Origin of the sequence: Streptococcus sp. KHUD_010 (assembly GCF_040207525.1) — a bacterium.
In the GTDB taxonomy this organism is placed as follows: Bacteria; Bacillota; Bacilli; order Lactobacillales; family Streptococcaceae; genus Streptococcus; species Streptococcus hominis.
On the sequence record NZ_CP157941.1, the window covers coordinates 1,594,333 to 1,609,893 of the forward strand.

18 protein-coding genes are annotated in these 15,561 nt (G+C 39.1%); 8 read left to right on the forward strand and 10 right to left on the reverse strand.

The genetic code is table 11. The annotated features are described in order from the left end of the window. Positions 1 to 217: 217 nt before the first annotated feature. From trmB to ABKA15_RS07820, 4 genes are read right to left on the reverse strand one after another with little or no spacing between them, the layout of a single operon-like run. Positions 218 to 853, reverse strand: a complete 636-nt coding sequence (gene trmB, locus ABKA15_RS07805) for a tRNA (guanosine(46)-N7)-methyltransferase TrmB (RefSeq protein ID WP_049514336.1) — start codon at positions 851 to 853, stop codon at positions 218 to 220. Next, positions 850 to 1,647 (reverse strand): phosphotransferase family protein, encoded by a 798-nt coding sequence (locus ABKA15_RS07810; RefSeq protein WP_049514337.1) that lies wholly within the window; start codon positions 1,645 to 1,647, stop codon positions 850 to 852. Before ABKA15_RS07810 ends, trmB begins: the two co-directional genes overlap by 4 nt. Before the next feature lie 50 nt (positions 1,648 to 1,697). Continuing rightward, the gene (locus tag ABKA15_RS07815) at positions 1,698 to 2,744 is read right to left on the reverse strand and encodes an ABC transporter permease (RefSeq protein ID WP_049514339.1); all 1,047 of its coding nucleotides are present in this window, start codon (positions 2,742 to 2,744) and stop codon (positions 1,698 to 1,700) included. Further along, positions 2,741 to 3,472: an ABC transporter ATP-binding protein gene (locus ABKA15_RS07820; protein WP_003025975.1), complete on the reverse strand. Its 732-nt coding sequence runs from the start codon at positions 3,470 to 3,472 to the stop codon at positions 2,741 to 2,743. The genes ABKA15_RS07815 and ABKA15_RS07820 overlap by 4 nt, the downstream gene beginning before the upstream one ends. A 68-nt stretch (positions 3,473 to 3,540) precedes the next feature. Between ABKA15_RS07820 and ABKA15_RS07825 the strand changes: the two genes are divergently transcribed. Both ABKA15_RS07825 and ABKA15_RS07830 read left to right on the forward strand, forming a co-directional pair. After that, positions 3,541 to 3,951, forward strand: coding sequence for an HIT family protein (locus ABKA15_RS07825; RefSeq protein WP_003025977.1), 411 nt, complete (start codon positions 3,541 to 3,543; stop codon positions 3,949 to 3,951). 9 nt (positions 3,952 to 3,960) lie between these two features. Then, entirely contained in the window at positions 3,961 to 4,248 is a 288-nt protein-coding gene (locus ABKA15_RS07830; RefSeq protein ID WP_049514340.1) for a hypothetical protein, read from the forward strand. 46 nt (positions 4,249 to 4,294) lie between these two features. On the opposite strand, the gene ABKA15_RS07835 is transcribed toward ABKA15_RS07830, so the two are convergent. The 5 genes from ABKA15_RS07835 to ABKA15_RS07855 all read right to left on the reverse strand — a co-directional run bounded on the left by ABKA15_RS07835 (position 4,295) and on the right by ABKA15_RS07855 (position 8,772). After that, positions 4,295 to 5,410: an LCP family protein gene (locus ABKA15_RS07835; RefSeq protein WP_049514342.1), complete on the reverse strand. Its 1,116-nt coding sequence runs from the start codon at positions 5,408 to 5,410 to the stop codon at positions 4,295 to 4,297. A gap of 6 nt (positions 5,411 to 5,416) precedes the next feature. Then, on the reverse strand, positions 5,417 to 5,938 hold the full coding sequence (locus tag ABKA15_RS07840; RefSeq protein WP_186832779.1) for a GNAT family N-acetyltransferase: 522 nt from the start codon (positions 5,936 to 5,938) through the stop codon (positions 5,417 to 5,419). Beyond that, complete coding sequence (tsaE, locus tag ABKA15_RS07845; RefSeq protein WP_049514344.1) at positions 5,931 to 6,371, reverse strand: tRNA (adenosine(37)-N6)-threonylcarbamoyltransferase complex ATPase subunit type 1 TsaE; 441 nt, start codon at positions 6,369 to 6,371, stop codon at positions 5,931 to 5,933. The genes ABKA15_RS07840 and tsaE overlap by 8 nt, the downstream gene beginning before the upstream one ends. 242 nt (positions 6,372 to 6,613) lie before the next feature. Then, on the reverse strand, positions 6,614 to 8,053 hold the full coding sequence (locus ABKA15_RS07850) for an NCS2 family permease (RefSeq protein ID WP_049514535.1): 1,440 nt from the start codon (positions 8,051 to 8,053) through the stop codon (positions 6,614 to 6,616). A 119-nt stretch (positions 8,054 to 8,172) separates the two neighbouring features. Next, the gene (locus ABKA15_RS07855; RefSeq protein ID WP_049514537.1) at positions 8,173 to 8,772 is read right to left on the reverse strand and encodes a DUF1361 domain-containing protein; all 600 of its coding nucleotides are present in this window, start codon (positions 8,770 to 8,772) and stop codon (positions 8,173 to 8,175) included. A gap of 106 nt (positions 8,773 to 8,878) precedes the next feature. Between ABKA15_RS07855 and ABKA15_RS07860 the strand changes: the two genes are divergently transcribed. From ABKA15_RS07860 to serS, 6 genes are all read left to right on the forward strand, one after another. Continuing rightward, the gene (locus ABKA15_RS07860) at positions 8,879 to 9,691 is read left to right on the forward strand and encodes a Cof-type HAD-IIB family hydrolase (RefSeq protein WP_049514539.1); all 813 of its coding nucleotides are present in this window, start codon (positions 8,879 to 8,881) and stop codon (positions 9,689 to 9,691) included. Positions 9,692 to 10,167: 476 nt separating this feature from the next. After that, positions 10,168 to 11,157: a PTS sugar transporter subunit IIB gene (locus tag ABKA15_RS07865; protein ID WP_192208564.1), complete on the forward strand. Its 990-nt coding sequence runs from the start codon at positions 10,168 to 10,170 to the stop codon at positions 11,155 to 11,157. A gap of 17 nt (positions 11,158 to 11,174) precedes the next feature. Next, positions 11,175 to 11,978, forward strand: coding sequence for a PTS mannose/fructose/sorbose transporter subunit IIC (locus ABKA15_RS07870; protein ID WP_049514542.1), 804 nt, complete (start codon positions 11,175 to 11,177; stop codon positions 11,976 to 11,978). A gap of 19 nt (positions 11,979 to 11,997) precedes the next feature. Continuing rightward, a complete protein-coding gene (locus tag ABKA15_RS07875; protein WP_049514544.1) occupies positions 11,998 to 12,909 on the forward strand; it encodes a PTS system mannose/fructose/sorbose family transporter subunit IID in 912 nt (303 codons plus the stop codon). Positions 12,910 to 12,995: 86 nt separating this feature from the next. After that, complete coding sequence (locus ABKA15_RS07880; RefSeq protein ID WP_350015339.1) at positions 12,996 to 13,367, forward strand: DUF956 family protein; 372 nt, start codon at positions 12,996 to 12,998, stop codon at positions 13,365 to 13,367. A gap of 212 nt (positions 13,368 to 13,579) precedes the next feature. Next, complete coding sequence (gene serS / locus ABKA15_RS07885; RefSeq protein ID WP_350015340.1) at positions 13,580 to 14,857, forward strand: serine--tRNA ligase; 1,278 nt, start codon at positions 13,580 to 13,582, stop codon at positions 14,855 to 14,857. 40 nt (positions 14,858 to 14,897) lie between these two features. Here the strand turns inward: serS and ABKA15_RS07890 are convergent, their stop codons facing one another. Beyond that, entirely contained in the window at positions 14,898 to 15,557 is a 660-nt protein-coding gene (locus ABKA15_RS07890) for a VTT domain-containing protein (RefSeq protein WP_003025995.1), read from the reverse strand. Between the last annotated feature and the right edge of the window lie 4 nt (positions 15,558 to 15,561).

Genomic DNA, 15,561 nt, shown 5'->3' on the forward strand with positions numbered 1-15,561 from the left:
TCTACTTTGTTCGCTTTTCGCATTTAATTATAGATTTGAAGATCTTAATAATTAAGATTTTTAAAAATTGAAATCTTTTTGTCCCAAACTCACCTCCGCAAGGGTACTTAAACAGCGAATGAAGAGCCCAATCACCTACTGCGTTATTCGTTTATTACTAAATCTGATAGAAGCTGGGACACTTTTTGCCCAGCCTCTTTCAATTATCTATTTCACCTTAAAACTCTGCCTCAACCCGATAGATGACTTGACCTTTGTTGGCAAATTTTTGCTCGTATTCTGTCAGCACATTATCTTCAAAGTCGCTCGCGTGCAAATCTAACCAAACACCATTTAGTTTCATGCCGTATTGAGAAAAGCTCACTAAGCTATATTCAAAGAGACCACGATTATCTGTTTTGAAATGAATCTCACCATGTTCTGGTAAAATTCGCTTAAAGGTATCGAGAAAAGATTTGTAGGTTAAACGCCGTTTTTCGTGGCGTTTCTTGGGCCAAGGGTCAGAAAAATTCAGGTACAGGCGATCAATCTCCCCATTTTCAAAGTAGTTGGTCAAATCAGAACCATCTACCCAAAGGAGCTTGATATTGGGAACATCTGTCGCTAAAACTTTATCCAAAGCGTAACTCAAAACAGATTTTTGAATATCGATCCCGATATAGTTAATTTCTGGATGAGCTTTTGCCATTCCTGAAACAAACGCACCTTTTCCACTTCCCACTTCAATATGAATAGGGTGCTTATTCCCAAAAATCTCATGCCACTTGCCCTTTGCTTCAGCAGGATTTAAAATCACATATTGCGGGTTTGCTTCTAGTAATTCCGTTGCGCCTTTGCGATTTCTAACTCTCATGACACCTTTCTTCCGTATTTTGAGCGGAAGTTGCGCAAGGCATAAATCTCCCGATTTACATTTTCCAAGTCTGCATTTTCATAATACTTCGCAATCTGACATAGGTAAGCATACTGACCATACCAGTATAATTTCTTCAATACCGTTTCATTATAGCGATAGCCATAGTAGGTCAACCATTCTTTCCAACGCACCTCTGGAATATAATGGCTTAATATATGAGCCACATCAAACATACGATCTGTCAATCGAACAGAATCCCAATCTACTAAATACACCAATCCACTATCTGTCTCAATCCAGTTACTATGACGCACATCGCCATGCACAATCGTTGCATGATCCTCGCGAAATTGTGGTAAATGACTACGCATATCATTTAAAACCGACCGTAAGTAATGATTATTTCCAATTGCCAATGGTGCGTATTCTAACCAAGATTCCAATAAATCTGCTGGCGTCTCCAAGGAATAACCCAACCGACGCAACTGTGTCATCAAAGGACGTGAACGATGCAGCCGTGTCAAAATATTTACAATTTGTTTTTTGTCCATTTCAGTCGGCGTCAAAATTTTTCCTGATAGCCATTCCTGTGCACTCATGACATTGCCGTCTGCCATGCGACGACTCCACAATAATTGCGGTGCGATTTGTTCTCTAGCCAAACCTACTAAGATTGGGGTCGTGTTCATCTTGACGAAAACGCGCGCCCCATCTGGATAGGTGCCCATATAGGCTTTCCCACTTTTACCTGCAATTGGTGTCAGAGTTAGCTCATTATCAACCAAGTCCATTGTTCCCCTCCGTAAAAAGTTTCCTATCTATTTTACTAATTTTACTTCCTTTAGTCAACCAAACTTCTTAATTTGAATGGTAAATAAATGACATAGAGTAGCAATGTGATTCCTATCATAAAAAGCAAAGCTACTCTATCTTGGAAAAACAGCAAAGCCATCATTATTTCCACAAAAAGCACGCTGTAGCCAATAAGAGCAATCACTTGTTTCACTCCTTTTAACTTTGAATTGATTTCTAAAGGGAATAAGAACGTCAAATATTGGTAATCAAAGGCATGGTACAAGGCTGTCAACTGAAATAGCAGGAGATAATTTAACAATGCCACAAATATGGCAGCAATCCACGATTGACTGATAAAACCAATTCCCAAAAGAGACAGAAACAGCAACCGTATAGTCAAGGCAAGAAAATCACCATTGCGCAAATAAGAACGCAAATACATATTTTGCCAAGTAGTTGACTGTCTTTTTGGTAGAATATTCGTCAAACCATCAAGATATGCTCGGCGTTTTACGCTATTGGAAATTCCCTTAACGTTGGTAAAGAGAGCAAAGAAACGTAGGATTGTCTGCTTGCGTCTTTCTTCGTAAGCAATGAGATAGCTCCAATTCACCCCTGCACCTTGGTAAAATTTTTGACTTTTCTGCAAAAATACGAACCATTTTGCTATCAACATAAGAAAAACAAGAATAAACCAGCCCCAAAGCGGCATGCCTAAGGCAAGAAAAAGCGGTACTAATAGTAACAACACAACAGTTTGAAGCAAGACCCATAACCGATAAGATAAACGCGTTTGTTCTTGTAGGTAGCTTTTTAATTCCTCTTCTTTGACCAATAAAAATAGACTATCTGGTTTTTCCATATATGTTGCGATTCGTCCCAGAGGCAACAATAAAATCAAAAGAACTGCTAAAGCAAGAATGATTGGCAGGTGATTTGAAGGTAAATTTCGCAACAACTGACTGTATTGAACAGCTAAAAAGCCAGTAAAAACTAATAAAAAGAGGACAAAATGGTCGTTAAAAACATAGCGCGAATACTTCAAACATTGATTGCGAAATACTTGTTTGCGCTTTTGAAACAGTTCTCTCATAGGCTCGCCTCTTCTGTCAAAGCTAGATAAATGTCATTGAGACTAGCTTCTGGCATAGCAAATTCTGCTCGTAATTCTGCTAAATTGCCTTTAGCTCGGATTTCTCCCTTATGCAATATCACGAATGAATCACACATCTTTTCTGCCGAATCCAGCACATGCGTACTCATGAGAATTGACTTGCCTTTTGCCTTTTCATCCTCCAAAAGCTCTATCAAGTCAGCAATAGCAACTGGATCAAGTCCCAAAAATGGTTCATCAACGATAAAAAGACTTGGATCGACTACAAAGGCACAAATAATCATGACTTTTTGCTTCATTCCTTTAGAAAAATGCACCGGAAACCAATCTAATTTTTCTTTCAAGCGAAACATGGTCAATAATTTCTCCACGCGTGCAAAAGCCACCTTTTGCTCCACATTATAGGCCATAGCAACCGTTTCAATATGTTCTCTTAAAGTCAATTCTTCGTACAAACTAGGTGTTTCCGGAATAAAACCAATTTTCTCACGATAAGCCGTAGGACTATCTTGCAGTTTGGCACCGTCAATTAAAATTTCACCCTTATAAGGAGTTAAAAGTCCGATAATTTCATTGATTGTAGTGGATTTACCCGCACCATTCAAGCCAATCAACCCCACCAGTTCCCCATTTCCTACTGTGAAACTGATGTCTTTTAAAACAGGGATATTCACATAGCCCCCTGTAAGCCCTTTTATTTCTAACATATTTTCTCCAAATTCTGGTATAATGTTCTTATATTATAACAAAATCTAGCAAAGTAGAGGTAAATTTGATGGCAGATTGCATTTTTTGTAAGATTATTGCAGGAGAAATTCCAGCTTCTAAAGTATATGAAGACGATGAAATTCTAGCGTTTTTAGACATCTCACAAGTAACGCCCGGACATACCTTGGTTGTCCCTAAAAAACATTTCCGCAACATGCTTGAAATGGACGGTGAAGCTGCCAGTCAACTTTTTGCACGAATACCAGATATTGCTCGTAAAGTGATGAAGGCGACTGGTGCAAAGGGGATGAATATCATCAATAATAACGAAGAAATTGCCGGTCAATCTGTCTTCCATACACATGTCCATTTAGCACCACGCTATACAGAAAATGATGATTTAAAACTGACTTTCGTGGCGCACGAACCAAACTTCCCTGCTCTTGCAGAATTAGCCGAAAAAATTTCAAAAGCATAAGGAGAAACCATGAAACTTAGTAATCTATTGTTATTCACCGGTGCAGCTGCAGCCAGCTTTTGCCTTGTTAAAAATAGAGAAAAACTCATGAACGAGGCTGTTGAAAGTTATGAGCTAATGGACAGGATTCAAGACAATCTCCAAAACATTCAACGAAATCTCCAAGTCGTTCAAGAGCAAAAAGACAATCTCCAAACAATTTCACAGGATTTAACTTACCAATTCAAACTTTTTGAGCAAGACGCTACTGCTCGACTTCAACAAATTCAAGATATCTGGAACACTCACATCAACTAAGAAATAAAAAAGAATTTAGACACACGCTAAATTCTTTTTTATCATGTCATTGTCCGTATTGACCGTAATACTGTCCATTTTGATCTGTTCCATAAGGATTGCTTGAATACGCAGAAGAATCAGCAGCACCAGTTGTTGTGCCATTTCCTGACTGACTGGAACTAGGAGCAGCACTGCCATACAATTCTTCATATAAAACTGCATTGGTTTCCAATTTAGTTACTTCTTCCAAGCCAAGCGATTTTCTCAGAACATTTTGCATTTCCAACATATGCTCCGAAGTGACGATTTGATAAGAACCACCATCTGCCAGAGTTGCTCCTTCACCTTTTAACTGTTTGCTTTCGATATTTTTGAAAGCATCTTGATAACCTAATAATTGAGGAATACTGCCTGAAGACAACTCTACATTGGTCTGCATATTGTTGCTAACAGCTTTTAAAATAGCCTGATAATGGCTGACACTATTTAAACTCAGCACTTTTTGGACTACTTTTTGAATGACTTCTCGTTGACGCTTTTGACGGCCATAATCCCCTTCTGGATCTTGATAACGCATGCGAGAATAAACCAACGCCTGATCTCCGTTTATGTGTTGCTTACCTGGTTCAACAACTGCTTTATATTCTGGTTCATTTTCTTCAATCGAAATAGGGAAACCAAGAGTATTGTTCACGGTAATTCCCCCAACAGCATCAACCAATTGCACCAGACCTTTCATATTGATAAGCACATAGCGGTCAATGTGAATATTCATCATCTTTTGCACTGTGGAAATAGCTAGCTCAGCTCCACCATCTGCATAAGCCGCATTAAGCTTTGCTTGCATGGTTTCATCGCCATTTTTTATATTGGTGAGAATATCCCGCTCCAAACTCATCATCGTCGTCTTTTTTGTCTTGGGATTAACTGTCATGAGAATCATGGAGTCACTATTTCCAGCCCACGGATCTGATCGTGAACCACTACCGGTATCCACTCCCATTAAAAGTAAGGTAAGCGGTTTGGTAGCTGCGATGACATCTGTATCTTTTCCAAAACTCTTGTAAGTCTTGGACAACACATCCGTTGATTGATTATAAATCGTAAATCCATAAACGCCTAGTCCTGCAACCGTTACAAGACACAAACTTAAAAACATTAAGATAATTTTTTTTAACATATTATTCTAATCTATCAGTTTTCCCATTAGGTAAACATCAAGAAATTTCCCTTCTGCAAGATAGGCTCCTCTTTTTTGAATGCCCTCAATCTCAAACCCAAACGCCTGATACAAATGAACAGCACGTTTATTTCTTACTTGTACGGTCAATTCTAATCGTCGAATCACTCCAGAATTCTCTGCCCAGTCTATCGCTTCTTCTAGAAGAAATTTCCCTAAGCCTTGATTCCAAAATGCTCTTTTAACCACGATAAAGACCTGCCCGATATGACGAATTCGCTCATGAAAATCAGCTGTAATGATCACAAGCCCAGCAATTTCATTATCTAATAGTGCAATTAGATAAATCTGGTTATCTGACGCGGCTTGATGTTGAATGAAAGAGCTCATCTGCTCTTCTGTCATCAAAATCCCTGCGTCATCTAATGTCATGTAATCTGACTCTTGCCCAACCTGATTAAGAAAATCAATTAAAGATTTGGCGTCTTGAGGTTCTGCTTCTCTTATAACTAGCTCTAACTCAGCCATTGACAAATTCCTCAAGCAGTTTCTCAGCTCGATGTCCTTTTGCGTCAAAGACCAATTCTCGGCCATCATTTTTTCTTAGAATTGTCAATTTTAGATAATCGCTTGGCAAACTAGCTCCCAACAATTCGCCCCATTCAATAACCGTCACCCCATCTCCAAAGAGAAAATCGTCTAAATCAATAAAATCTGGATCTTCCCCAATACGATAAACGTCCAAATGATAAAGCGGCAGGCGTCCGTCATATTCTCGTACAATAGTATAGGTCGGACTTTTGATCATTTGTTTGATACCCAGTCCACGCGCTAAACCTTTGGTGAAGGTTGTTTTTCCAGCACCTAAATCACCTGTTAAAATCAACACATCTTGTTTTTGGAGTAAAGCACCCAATTTCTCGCCCCACGCCATCAACTCATCTTCATTATGGATAAACATTCTTTTATTATACCAGAAGTTTTCATTTTCTGCTGAAATTTAACAAAAGAAAAGAGGCTGGGACAAAAGTCCTTAACCTTGTCAGATTTTTATGAGTTTCTTGCAAGTCGCAGTGGTTGAGTGGGTTCTATGCGGTTGATAAATCAACCTTTACAGCCCTACTCAACTGTGCGGGGGTGGGACGACAAAATCAAATTTCTTCGAAATTACCGATTTTTGTCCCACTCCCGATTTTTCAATCATTAAGCCAAAGCTAGACTGATAAAATTTAGGATAAACAAAGCATCCAACACCCAGATAATTGGGTGAACTTCTTTGGCTTCACCTTTGATGATTTTCACAAAAGCATACATGATAAATCCTGCGGCAATACCATGAGTAATACTGTAAGTAAAGCCCATGAAAACGGATGTAAAGAAGGCTGGTACTGCTTCTGATAAATCGTCCCATTCGATATCTTTCATACTGGAAAGCATCATAATTCCGACAATGATAAGAATAGGAGCTACTGCTACTGTTGGGACAATAGCAAGAAGTGGACTAAAGAAACTTGAAATAACAAACAAAGCCGCAACGACAAGTGCTGTTAAGCCTGTACGACCACCGGCTTCAATCCCAGCTGCACTTTCTACATAAGTCGTGACATTTGAAGTTCCTGCAATCGCACCAATCGTTGTCCCAACCATGTCTGAAAACAGCGCCTTGTCCATTTTAGTCTGAAGCCCAGACGAATCTTTAGCAGCTTCTTCATCTGCAATATTAAAGATACCTGCTTTACGACCAGTACTAATCAAAGTTCCAATATTATCAAAAATATCTGTTAATGAAAAGGCCAAAATGGCTAGAAGCACTTCTGGAAGACGAGCTGGTTTTGCAAACAAAGCCAGCAAGCCATCTTTACCTAGTGCCGCACCAAAAATCTTTCCTAAATCCTGAACAGCAGCACCGATATTATTGGAAGCAAAATTGATTTTTAAAAGGTCTACGACCCCTACCAAGATAGCTACGATTGTTGTTGCTGCAATGGAGAGAACAATCCCTCCGCGAATGCGTTTAAGGACAAAGAAAATAGTGATGAGAATTCCAAACAAAGCGACAAGAACAGCTGGATTGTTAAAATCTACCAAGCCCGGTGTTGCCATTCCATTAGCCGTAATAGCTGCTTGTGCCTTATCAGCACCTTTTCCTGCAACAGTATAGGTTCCTGGATCAATTGAAAATTTCAAAAGTCCCGCTTTTTTCACTCCGATATAAGCTAGGAAAATCCCAATTCCACCAGAAATAGCGTATTTCAAACTCTCTGGAATTGCATGAATAATAATTGTACGAACCTTGGTCAACGTGACAATAATACTAATAATCCCGCAGAGGAAAACCATTGCCAGCGCCTCTTGCCATGTATAACCAAGTGCAAATACAACGGTATAAGTAAAGAAAGCATTCAGTCCCATACCAGGCGCCTGAGCGTAAGGAATGTTGGCATATAAAGCCATCATCAGCGTCCCTGCAACAGTCCCAATGATAGTCGCTAAGAAAACTCCTTGTGCTGGCATGCCTGTTTGACTGAGCATTTCAGGGTTGACAAAGAGGATATAACTCATTGCAAAGAAAGTGGTTAAACCAGCAAGAACTTCTGTACGAACAGTTGTACCGTTCTCTTTTAGTTTAAAAAACTTGTCCATTTTTAAAAATCTCCTTAAAATTTACGAACGATAATAGATATAATACCACAAAATATCCATGATTTCAACGGAAGTTTTAAAAACAAACAAATTAATTCAATGTTTTATACAGAAAATCTTTATTTAGACTGATTTTTGGTCAAAAAGACCAAGGACATGATTTGAATAAAGGTAAACCCTAAAATGAATAACAGGCGCTCCCTCTGCAAAGCAGCTGCCAACCGCTCAAAGACTAACGTAGGATGGCTGACTAGATCCCAAGAATTGAGCCGATCATAGCGACCAATGTAAATTGCGAGACTCGATAAAAATGAGACGGTTCCAATAGCCAAATATTCCAGCCACCATTTGAGCTTCAAATAGCCCGAAATCAAATTCCAGCTCTCTATTCCGCATAGAACCCCAAAGAAAATACTTGGAACAAAGGCCATAAAAAGATGCAGACTTTCTCGGTTCCACAAGGTGTCACTCACCCAGTGCATGTGTACCAAGTCCGTAATCATATAGAACGTATTGGGATAAAACACTAGCCAAAGAATTGCTATAGGCAAGAAAAACCATTTTTTCTTAAATTGAATGGCTATAAAAGCCGCATCATAGGCAACCAAAGCTAGAAACATATTCCAAATCAAATCTGGCCCTTTTGTCAAAATTCCTTCGGCATAAACGATAGCAGAAATAATCGCAAAGAAAATATGAATGATAATTGTTTTACGCATACTCGATTTCCTCCTTCGTTATATAAGAAAACATTATATCACAAATTCTGCACTTTCATCTTAAAATCTGCTATAATAGAAAACAGCACAAATGAAAGAGTAGACTATGACAAAAAAAGTAATTGCAGTAGATTTAGACGGAACCTTGCTTAATTCTGACAGCAAATTATCTGAATTTACAAAAGAAACCATTAAAAAAATTTCTAAAAAAGGACACCATGTTGTCATCACAACTGGACGCCCTTATCGAATGGCACGGGAATTTTATAAAGAATTGGAGCTACATACTCCAATGATCAACTTTAATGGCTCTTTGACCCATATCCCGGATAAAAAGTGGCAACAGGAAAGATGTATCACTTTAGATAAAGAATATCTATTAGACATTGTCAAAAGGAAGGAAGAGATTGAAGCAGACTTCATTGCTGGGGAATATCGGAAGAAATTTTATATCACCGCCCCCAATGAAACGATTGCCGACCCGAAATTATTTGGTGTAGAATCTTTTCGACCTGAAAATCAATTTAATCCAGAATTGGTTACCAAAAATCCCAACTGTATCCTTTTGCAAACGCATGCCAATGATAAATATGCTTTGGCGGATGAATTGAATCAATTTTATCAACAACAATTATCTATCAACACTTGGGGCGGTCCGCTCAATATCCTCGAATGCACTCCAAAAGGCGTCAACAAAGCTTTTGCTTTGAAATATTTATTAGAGGTTCTGAACGTGGATCGAAAAGATTTGATTGCTTTTGGTGACGAGCACAATGATACAGAGATGTTAGCTTTTGCCGGTACTGGCTATGCCATGAAAAACGCTAGCCAAACACTTCTCCCTTACGCAGATGAACAACTGCCGCTTACCAATGACCAAGACGGAGTCGCTCATCAATTATTGAAACTATTTTTATAATAAGACTTAGAGTTGGACAGTTTTTCTGCCCGACTCTTTAATATTTACACGTAATCTTCCCAGATTTTATTTTTCTGCAACTGATTGTGCACTCGCAATCATGGGGCGGTCTTATCAGCTATTGATTTTCAATTATTTTCTATCAGTTTGTTTATACTATAAATTGAATATTATAAATTTTGTTTTTTAAATTTAAAATGTTTCTAGATTTTTTATTGATTCTCCTCTTTCTTATTCAATAATTCATGTAGATAGAATTATTTTTTCAAAATTTTCATTATTTTTCCAATCGCTTTTCAAGGTTAATATATTGTTTAAATGGCTAGTTTTGTCCGTTTACAATCTGTCAAAAATATGAAAGATTTTGATTTTTTTAGCTCAAACTATTGCATTTTTCATGAAAACGTTTTATACTTAAGTAGTCTTAAATTTTTCTTAAACTTAAGTCAAACATTTTATAAGGAGGAAAGACAATAATGAGTATCGGAATCATTATTGCAAGCCATGGTGAATTTGCTGCTGGTATTCATCAATCAGGTTCTATGATTTTTGGTGAGCAAGAAAAAGTTCAAGTTGTAACTTTTATGCCAAATGAAGGTCCTGATGATTTGTATGCTAAGTTCAATGACGCTGTGGCTGCTTTTGACGCGAACGATGAAGTTCTAGTTTTGGCTGACCTGTGGAGTGGTTCTCCATTTAACCAAGCTAGCCGCGTAATGGGTGAAAATCCGGATCGCAAGTTCGCGATCATTACAGGTTTGAATCTGCCAATGTTGATTCAAGCTTATACTGAACGAATGATGGACGCCAATGCTGGCGTTGACGCTGTTGTCGCAAACATCATCAAAGAAGCCAAGGACGGAGTGAAAGCTCTTCCTGAAGAACTAAATCCTGTAGCTGAGGTAGCAAGTGCACCGGCTGCACCAACTGCTCAAGCTGCTATTCCAGAAGGAACCGTTATCGGCGATGGCAAGTTGAAAATCAATCTTGCTCGTATCGATACACGTCTTCTTCACGGTCAAGTTGCAACTGCTTGGACACCAGATTCTAAAGCAGACCGTATCATCGTTGCTTCTGACTCCGTATCAGCTGATAAACTTCGTAAAGAGTTGATCAAACAAGCTGCTCCTGGTAATGTCAAAGCAAATGTTGTCCCAATTGACAAATTGATTGCGGTAGCAAAAGACCCTCGTTTTGGTAACACACATGCACTGATTCTTTTTGAAACTCCTCAAGATGCACTTCGTGCTGTTGAAGGTGGTGTCGATATCAAAACACTCAATGTTGGCTCAATGGCTCACTCAACTGGTAAAACAATGGTCAATAACGTTTTGTCAATGGACAAAGACGATGTTGCAACCTTTGAAAAATTGCGTGACCTCGGAGTGGAATTTGACGTACGTAAAGTGCCAAATGACTCCAAAAAAGATTTGTTTGACTTAATTAAAAAAGCCAACGTTCAATAATGGAAAGGATTTAGAATATGTCAATTATTTCTATGATTTTAGTGGTCTTCGTTGCCTTTCTTGCTGGACTTGAAGGAATCTTGGACCAATTTCAATTCCACCAACCACTTGTTGCTTGTACCCTTATCGGTCTAGTAACAGGACACTTGGAAGCAGGTGTCATCCTTGGTGGTACACTTCAAATGATTGCTCTTGGTTGGGCAAACATTGGTGCTGCCGTTGCTCCTGATGCTGCACTTGCTTCTGTAGCATCTGCAATCATCATGGTACAAGGTGGCGACTTCACTGATAAAGGTATCAGTTTCGCTTATACAACTGCTATCCCTCTTGCAGTTGCTGGTCTCTTCCTTACAATGATTGTTCGTACAATTTCAGTAGGTCTTGTTCATGGTGCTGATGCTGCTGCTAAAGAAGGTAACATCGGTGCTGTAGAACGTACTCACTTAGTTGCACTTCTTCTTCAAGGTCTTCGTATTGCTATTCCTGCTGCTCTTCTTCTTGCAGTTCCAACGTCAGTTGTTCAAGGTGTCTTGAACGCTATGCCTGCTTGGTTGTCAGGTGGTATGGCTGTCGGTGGTGGTATGGTCGTTGCCGTTGGTTACGCGATGGTTATCAACATGATGGCAACTCGCGAAGTATGGCCATTCTTTGCTATCGGTTTTGCACTTGCAGCTGTTAGTCAATTAACTCTTATCGCTCTTGGTACAATCGGCGTGGCTATGGCTTTCATCTACATCAACCTTTCTAAAAAAGGCGGGAATGGTGGCGGCGGTTCTGCTACATCAAATGACCCAATTGGTGATATTTTAGAAGACTACTAAGAAAGGAGCTACTAATACCATGACAGAAAAAATTCAATTATCAAAATCAGATCGTCAAAAAGTTTGGTGGCGTTCAACTTTCTTGCAAGGTTCTTGGAACTATGAACGGATGCAAAACTTAGGTTGGGCGTATGCACTTATACCAGCTATCAAAAAACTTTACACTTCTAAAGAAGACCGTGCTGCAGCTCTTGAACGTCACTTGGAATTCTTTAATACTCACCCATACGTAGCTGCGCCTATCATTGGTGTGACACTTGCCCTTGAAGAAGAAAAGGCTAACGGTGCTGAAATTGACAACACTGCTATCCAGGGGGTTAAAATCGGTATGATGGGACCTCTTGCTGGTATCGGTGACCCAGTCTTCTGGTTTACCGTTCGTCCTATCCTCGGTGCTCTTGGTGCCTCACTTGCTATGGCAGGTAACGTGATGGGTCCAATCCTCTTCTTCGTACTTTGGAATCTTATCCGTATGGCCTTCTTATGGTACACTCAAGAACTTGGCTACAAAGCTGGTTCTGAAATTACAAAAGACATGTCAGGCGGTATCCTTCAAGACATCACCAAAGGAGCTTCAATCCTTGGTATGTTCATCATCGCCGTTCTTGTTGAACGTTGGGTAAATATTACCTTTACGGTAGGACTTCCTTCTAAGACTTTGTCTAAAGGTGCCTACATTGAATTCCCTAAAGGAAATGTTACTGGTCAACAATTACATGATATCCTTGGTCAAGTAAATAGTGGTCTTGGACTTGATAAAATACAAGCTCAAACACTTCAAGGACAGTTAGATGCTTTAATTCCTGGCTTGATGGGGCTTCTTCTTACATTCCTATGCATGTGGTTACTTAAGAAAAAAGTTTCACCAATCACAATTATCATCGGTCTCTTCATCGTTGGTATTGTAGCACGCTTCTTCGGAATTATGTAAACAACAAAAAGAAGGTTTTGGCCTTCTTTTTTATTGACAATAAATGTGCTATAATAGAAAGGATAATAGATAAACGAGGATTGAACATGGCACAATCACAAAATACAAAAATTGATTTTCAAACAACAGGAACTTCTTATCTGGGAATTGGAGGGAAAGTTGGAAAATTCTTAGTTGGAGATAAAGCGCTCGAATTTTATGCAGATACCAATGTCGAAGACTATATTCAAATCCCTTGGGATACTATCCATCAAATCGGCGCCAATGTGTCTGGCAAACGAATTAGTCGTCATTTTGAAGTCTTTACCAATAAAGGAAAATTCCTTTTCGCTTCAAAAGATGCTGGAACTATTTTGAAACATGCTCGAAATCATATCGGCAATGAAAAGGTCATTAAATTACCGACACTGATTCAAACAATTGGTCAATTTTTTAAAAATCTATTTGCAAAAAAATAAGAATTCTTGTATAATCATAGGAAACGGATAAGTAAATCTAGTATCTCTTTCAGAAAGTCTGCGGCAGCTGTGAGCAGATAGGGAGCTAGCTTGAAATTCTACCGTGATATTAATTTCATAAACAATCAAGTGCACTTATGTGAAGTTGGATGGGACCGTGGCTCTGCCACTCCAACACTTTCATAGGTGTATTTTTATTTCAGGAGGTTCTGATGTTAGATATTAAACGCATTCGCACAGATTTTGATATCATCGCAAAAAAATTAGCTACTCGTGGCGTTGACGCTGCAACACTTGATAAAATGAAAGAGTTTGATAGCAAACGCCGTGAACTCTTGGTCAAGGTTGAAAATTTAAAAGCAGAGCGTAACACGGTTTCAGCAGAAATTGCCCAAGCGAAACGTAATAAAGACAATGCTGATGATAAAATTGCTGCCATGCAAACATTATCTGCTGAAGTTAAAGCATTAGACGCAGAGTTAGCAGAAATTGACGCTACATTAACCGAGTTTACAACGACTTTGCCAAATATTCCTCACGATAGTGTGCCGGTAGGTGCTGACGAAGACGATAATGTAGAAGTTCGCCGTTGGGGGACGCCACGTGTGTTTGACTTTGATGTAAAAGCTCACTGGGATCTTGGTGAAAATCTTGATATTCTCGACTGGGAACGCGGGGCAAAAGTAACCGGCGCTCGCTTCCTCTTTTACAAAGGATTAGGAGCTCGTCTAGAACGCGCTATTTATAATTTCATGTTAGACGAGCATCAAAAAGAGGGCTACACAGAAGTCATTCCTCCTTACATGGTTAATCACGATTCTATGTTTGGGACTGGTCAGTATCCAAAATTCAAAGAAGATACGTTTGAATTGAGCGATACAAATTACGTTCTCATTCCAACTGCTGAAGTTCCTTTGACAAACTACTACCGTGGGGAAATTTTAGACGGAAAAGACTTGCCAATCTACTTCACAGCCATGAGTCCGTCTTTCCGTTCTGAAGCTGGTTCTGCCGGTCGTGACACCCGTGGTTTGATTCGTTTGCATCAATTCCACAAAGTGGAAATGGTCAAATTTGCCAAACCAGAGCATTCTTATGAAGAATTAGAAAAAATGACCGCTAACGCCGAAAATATCCTTCAGAAATTAAATCTTCCTTACCGCGTTGTTGCACTTTCAACAGGAGATATGGGCTTCTCTGCAGCGAAGACCTACGACTTGGAAGTCTGGATTCCAGCACAGAATACCTACCGTGAAATTTCTAGCTGTTCCAATACCGAAGATTTCCAAGCTCGTCGTGCCCAAATCCGTTACCGTGACGAAGCAGACGGCAAAGTTAAACTTCTACACACTTTGAATGGATCCGGTCTTGCAGTTGGTCGTACCGTTGCAGCCATTCTTGAAAATTACCAAAATGAAGACGGCTCCGTCACTATTCCAGAAGTACTTCGCCCATACATAGGCGGTGTGGAAGTGATTGCTCCAGAATAACATAAAAACTCTGAGATTTTCAAATTATCTCAGAGTTTTCTTATCTCTTCATTTGATTGTTTCGCTTTTTAATCATTGCACTTCGAACCACACTTATCACAGTTGGGAGTAAGGTAACAATGACAATTCCCAAAATAATCGCTGAAAAATGAGTTTTCACAAAGGGGATATTCCCAAAAAGATAGCCTGCCCCTGTCGCAATCAAAGACCAAGACAAAGCTGCGATAAAAGCTCGTTTCAGAAAAGACTGAACTGGGAATTGGCTAATGCCTGCTACAAATGGTACAAAGGTACGAATAATGGGAATATAGCGTCCTAAAATAATAGAAGTAGAACCATGTTTTTCAAAATACACTTCTGCTTCTTTGATATTTTCTTCTTTTATCAATTTACTGAAAAATTTATAATGTACAAAACGATAACCCAAGGTTCTGCCAATGAAGAAATTACAGGTATCGCCAACAAAAGCTCCCACAAAAAATAGAAGCATAAAAAGTAGAACATTAAAATGCATTGCTGGATTAGCTGATAGAGCGCCTGCAGCAAAAAGTAAGCTGTCTCCCGGCAGGAATGGAAATACTACCGCAGCTGTCTCAATAAAAATTACCAAAAACAAAATCAAATATGTCCAGCCACCTACAGCATGAGCAATATTATAAATGTGTGCATCAATATGCAAGATAAAATCAATAATAAACATCTCT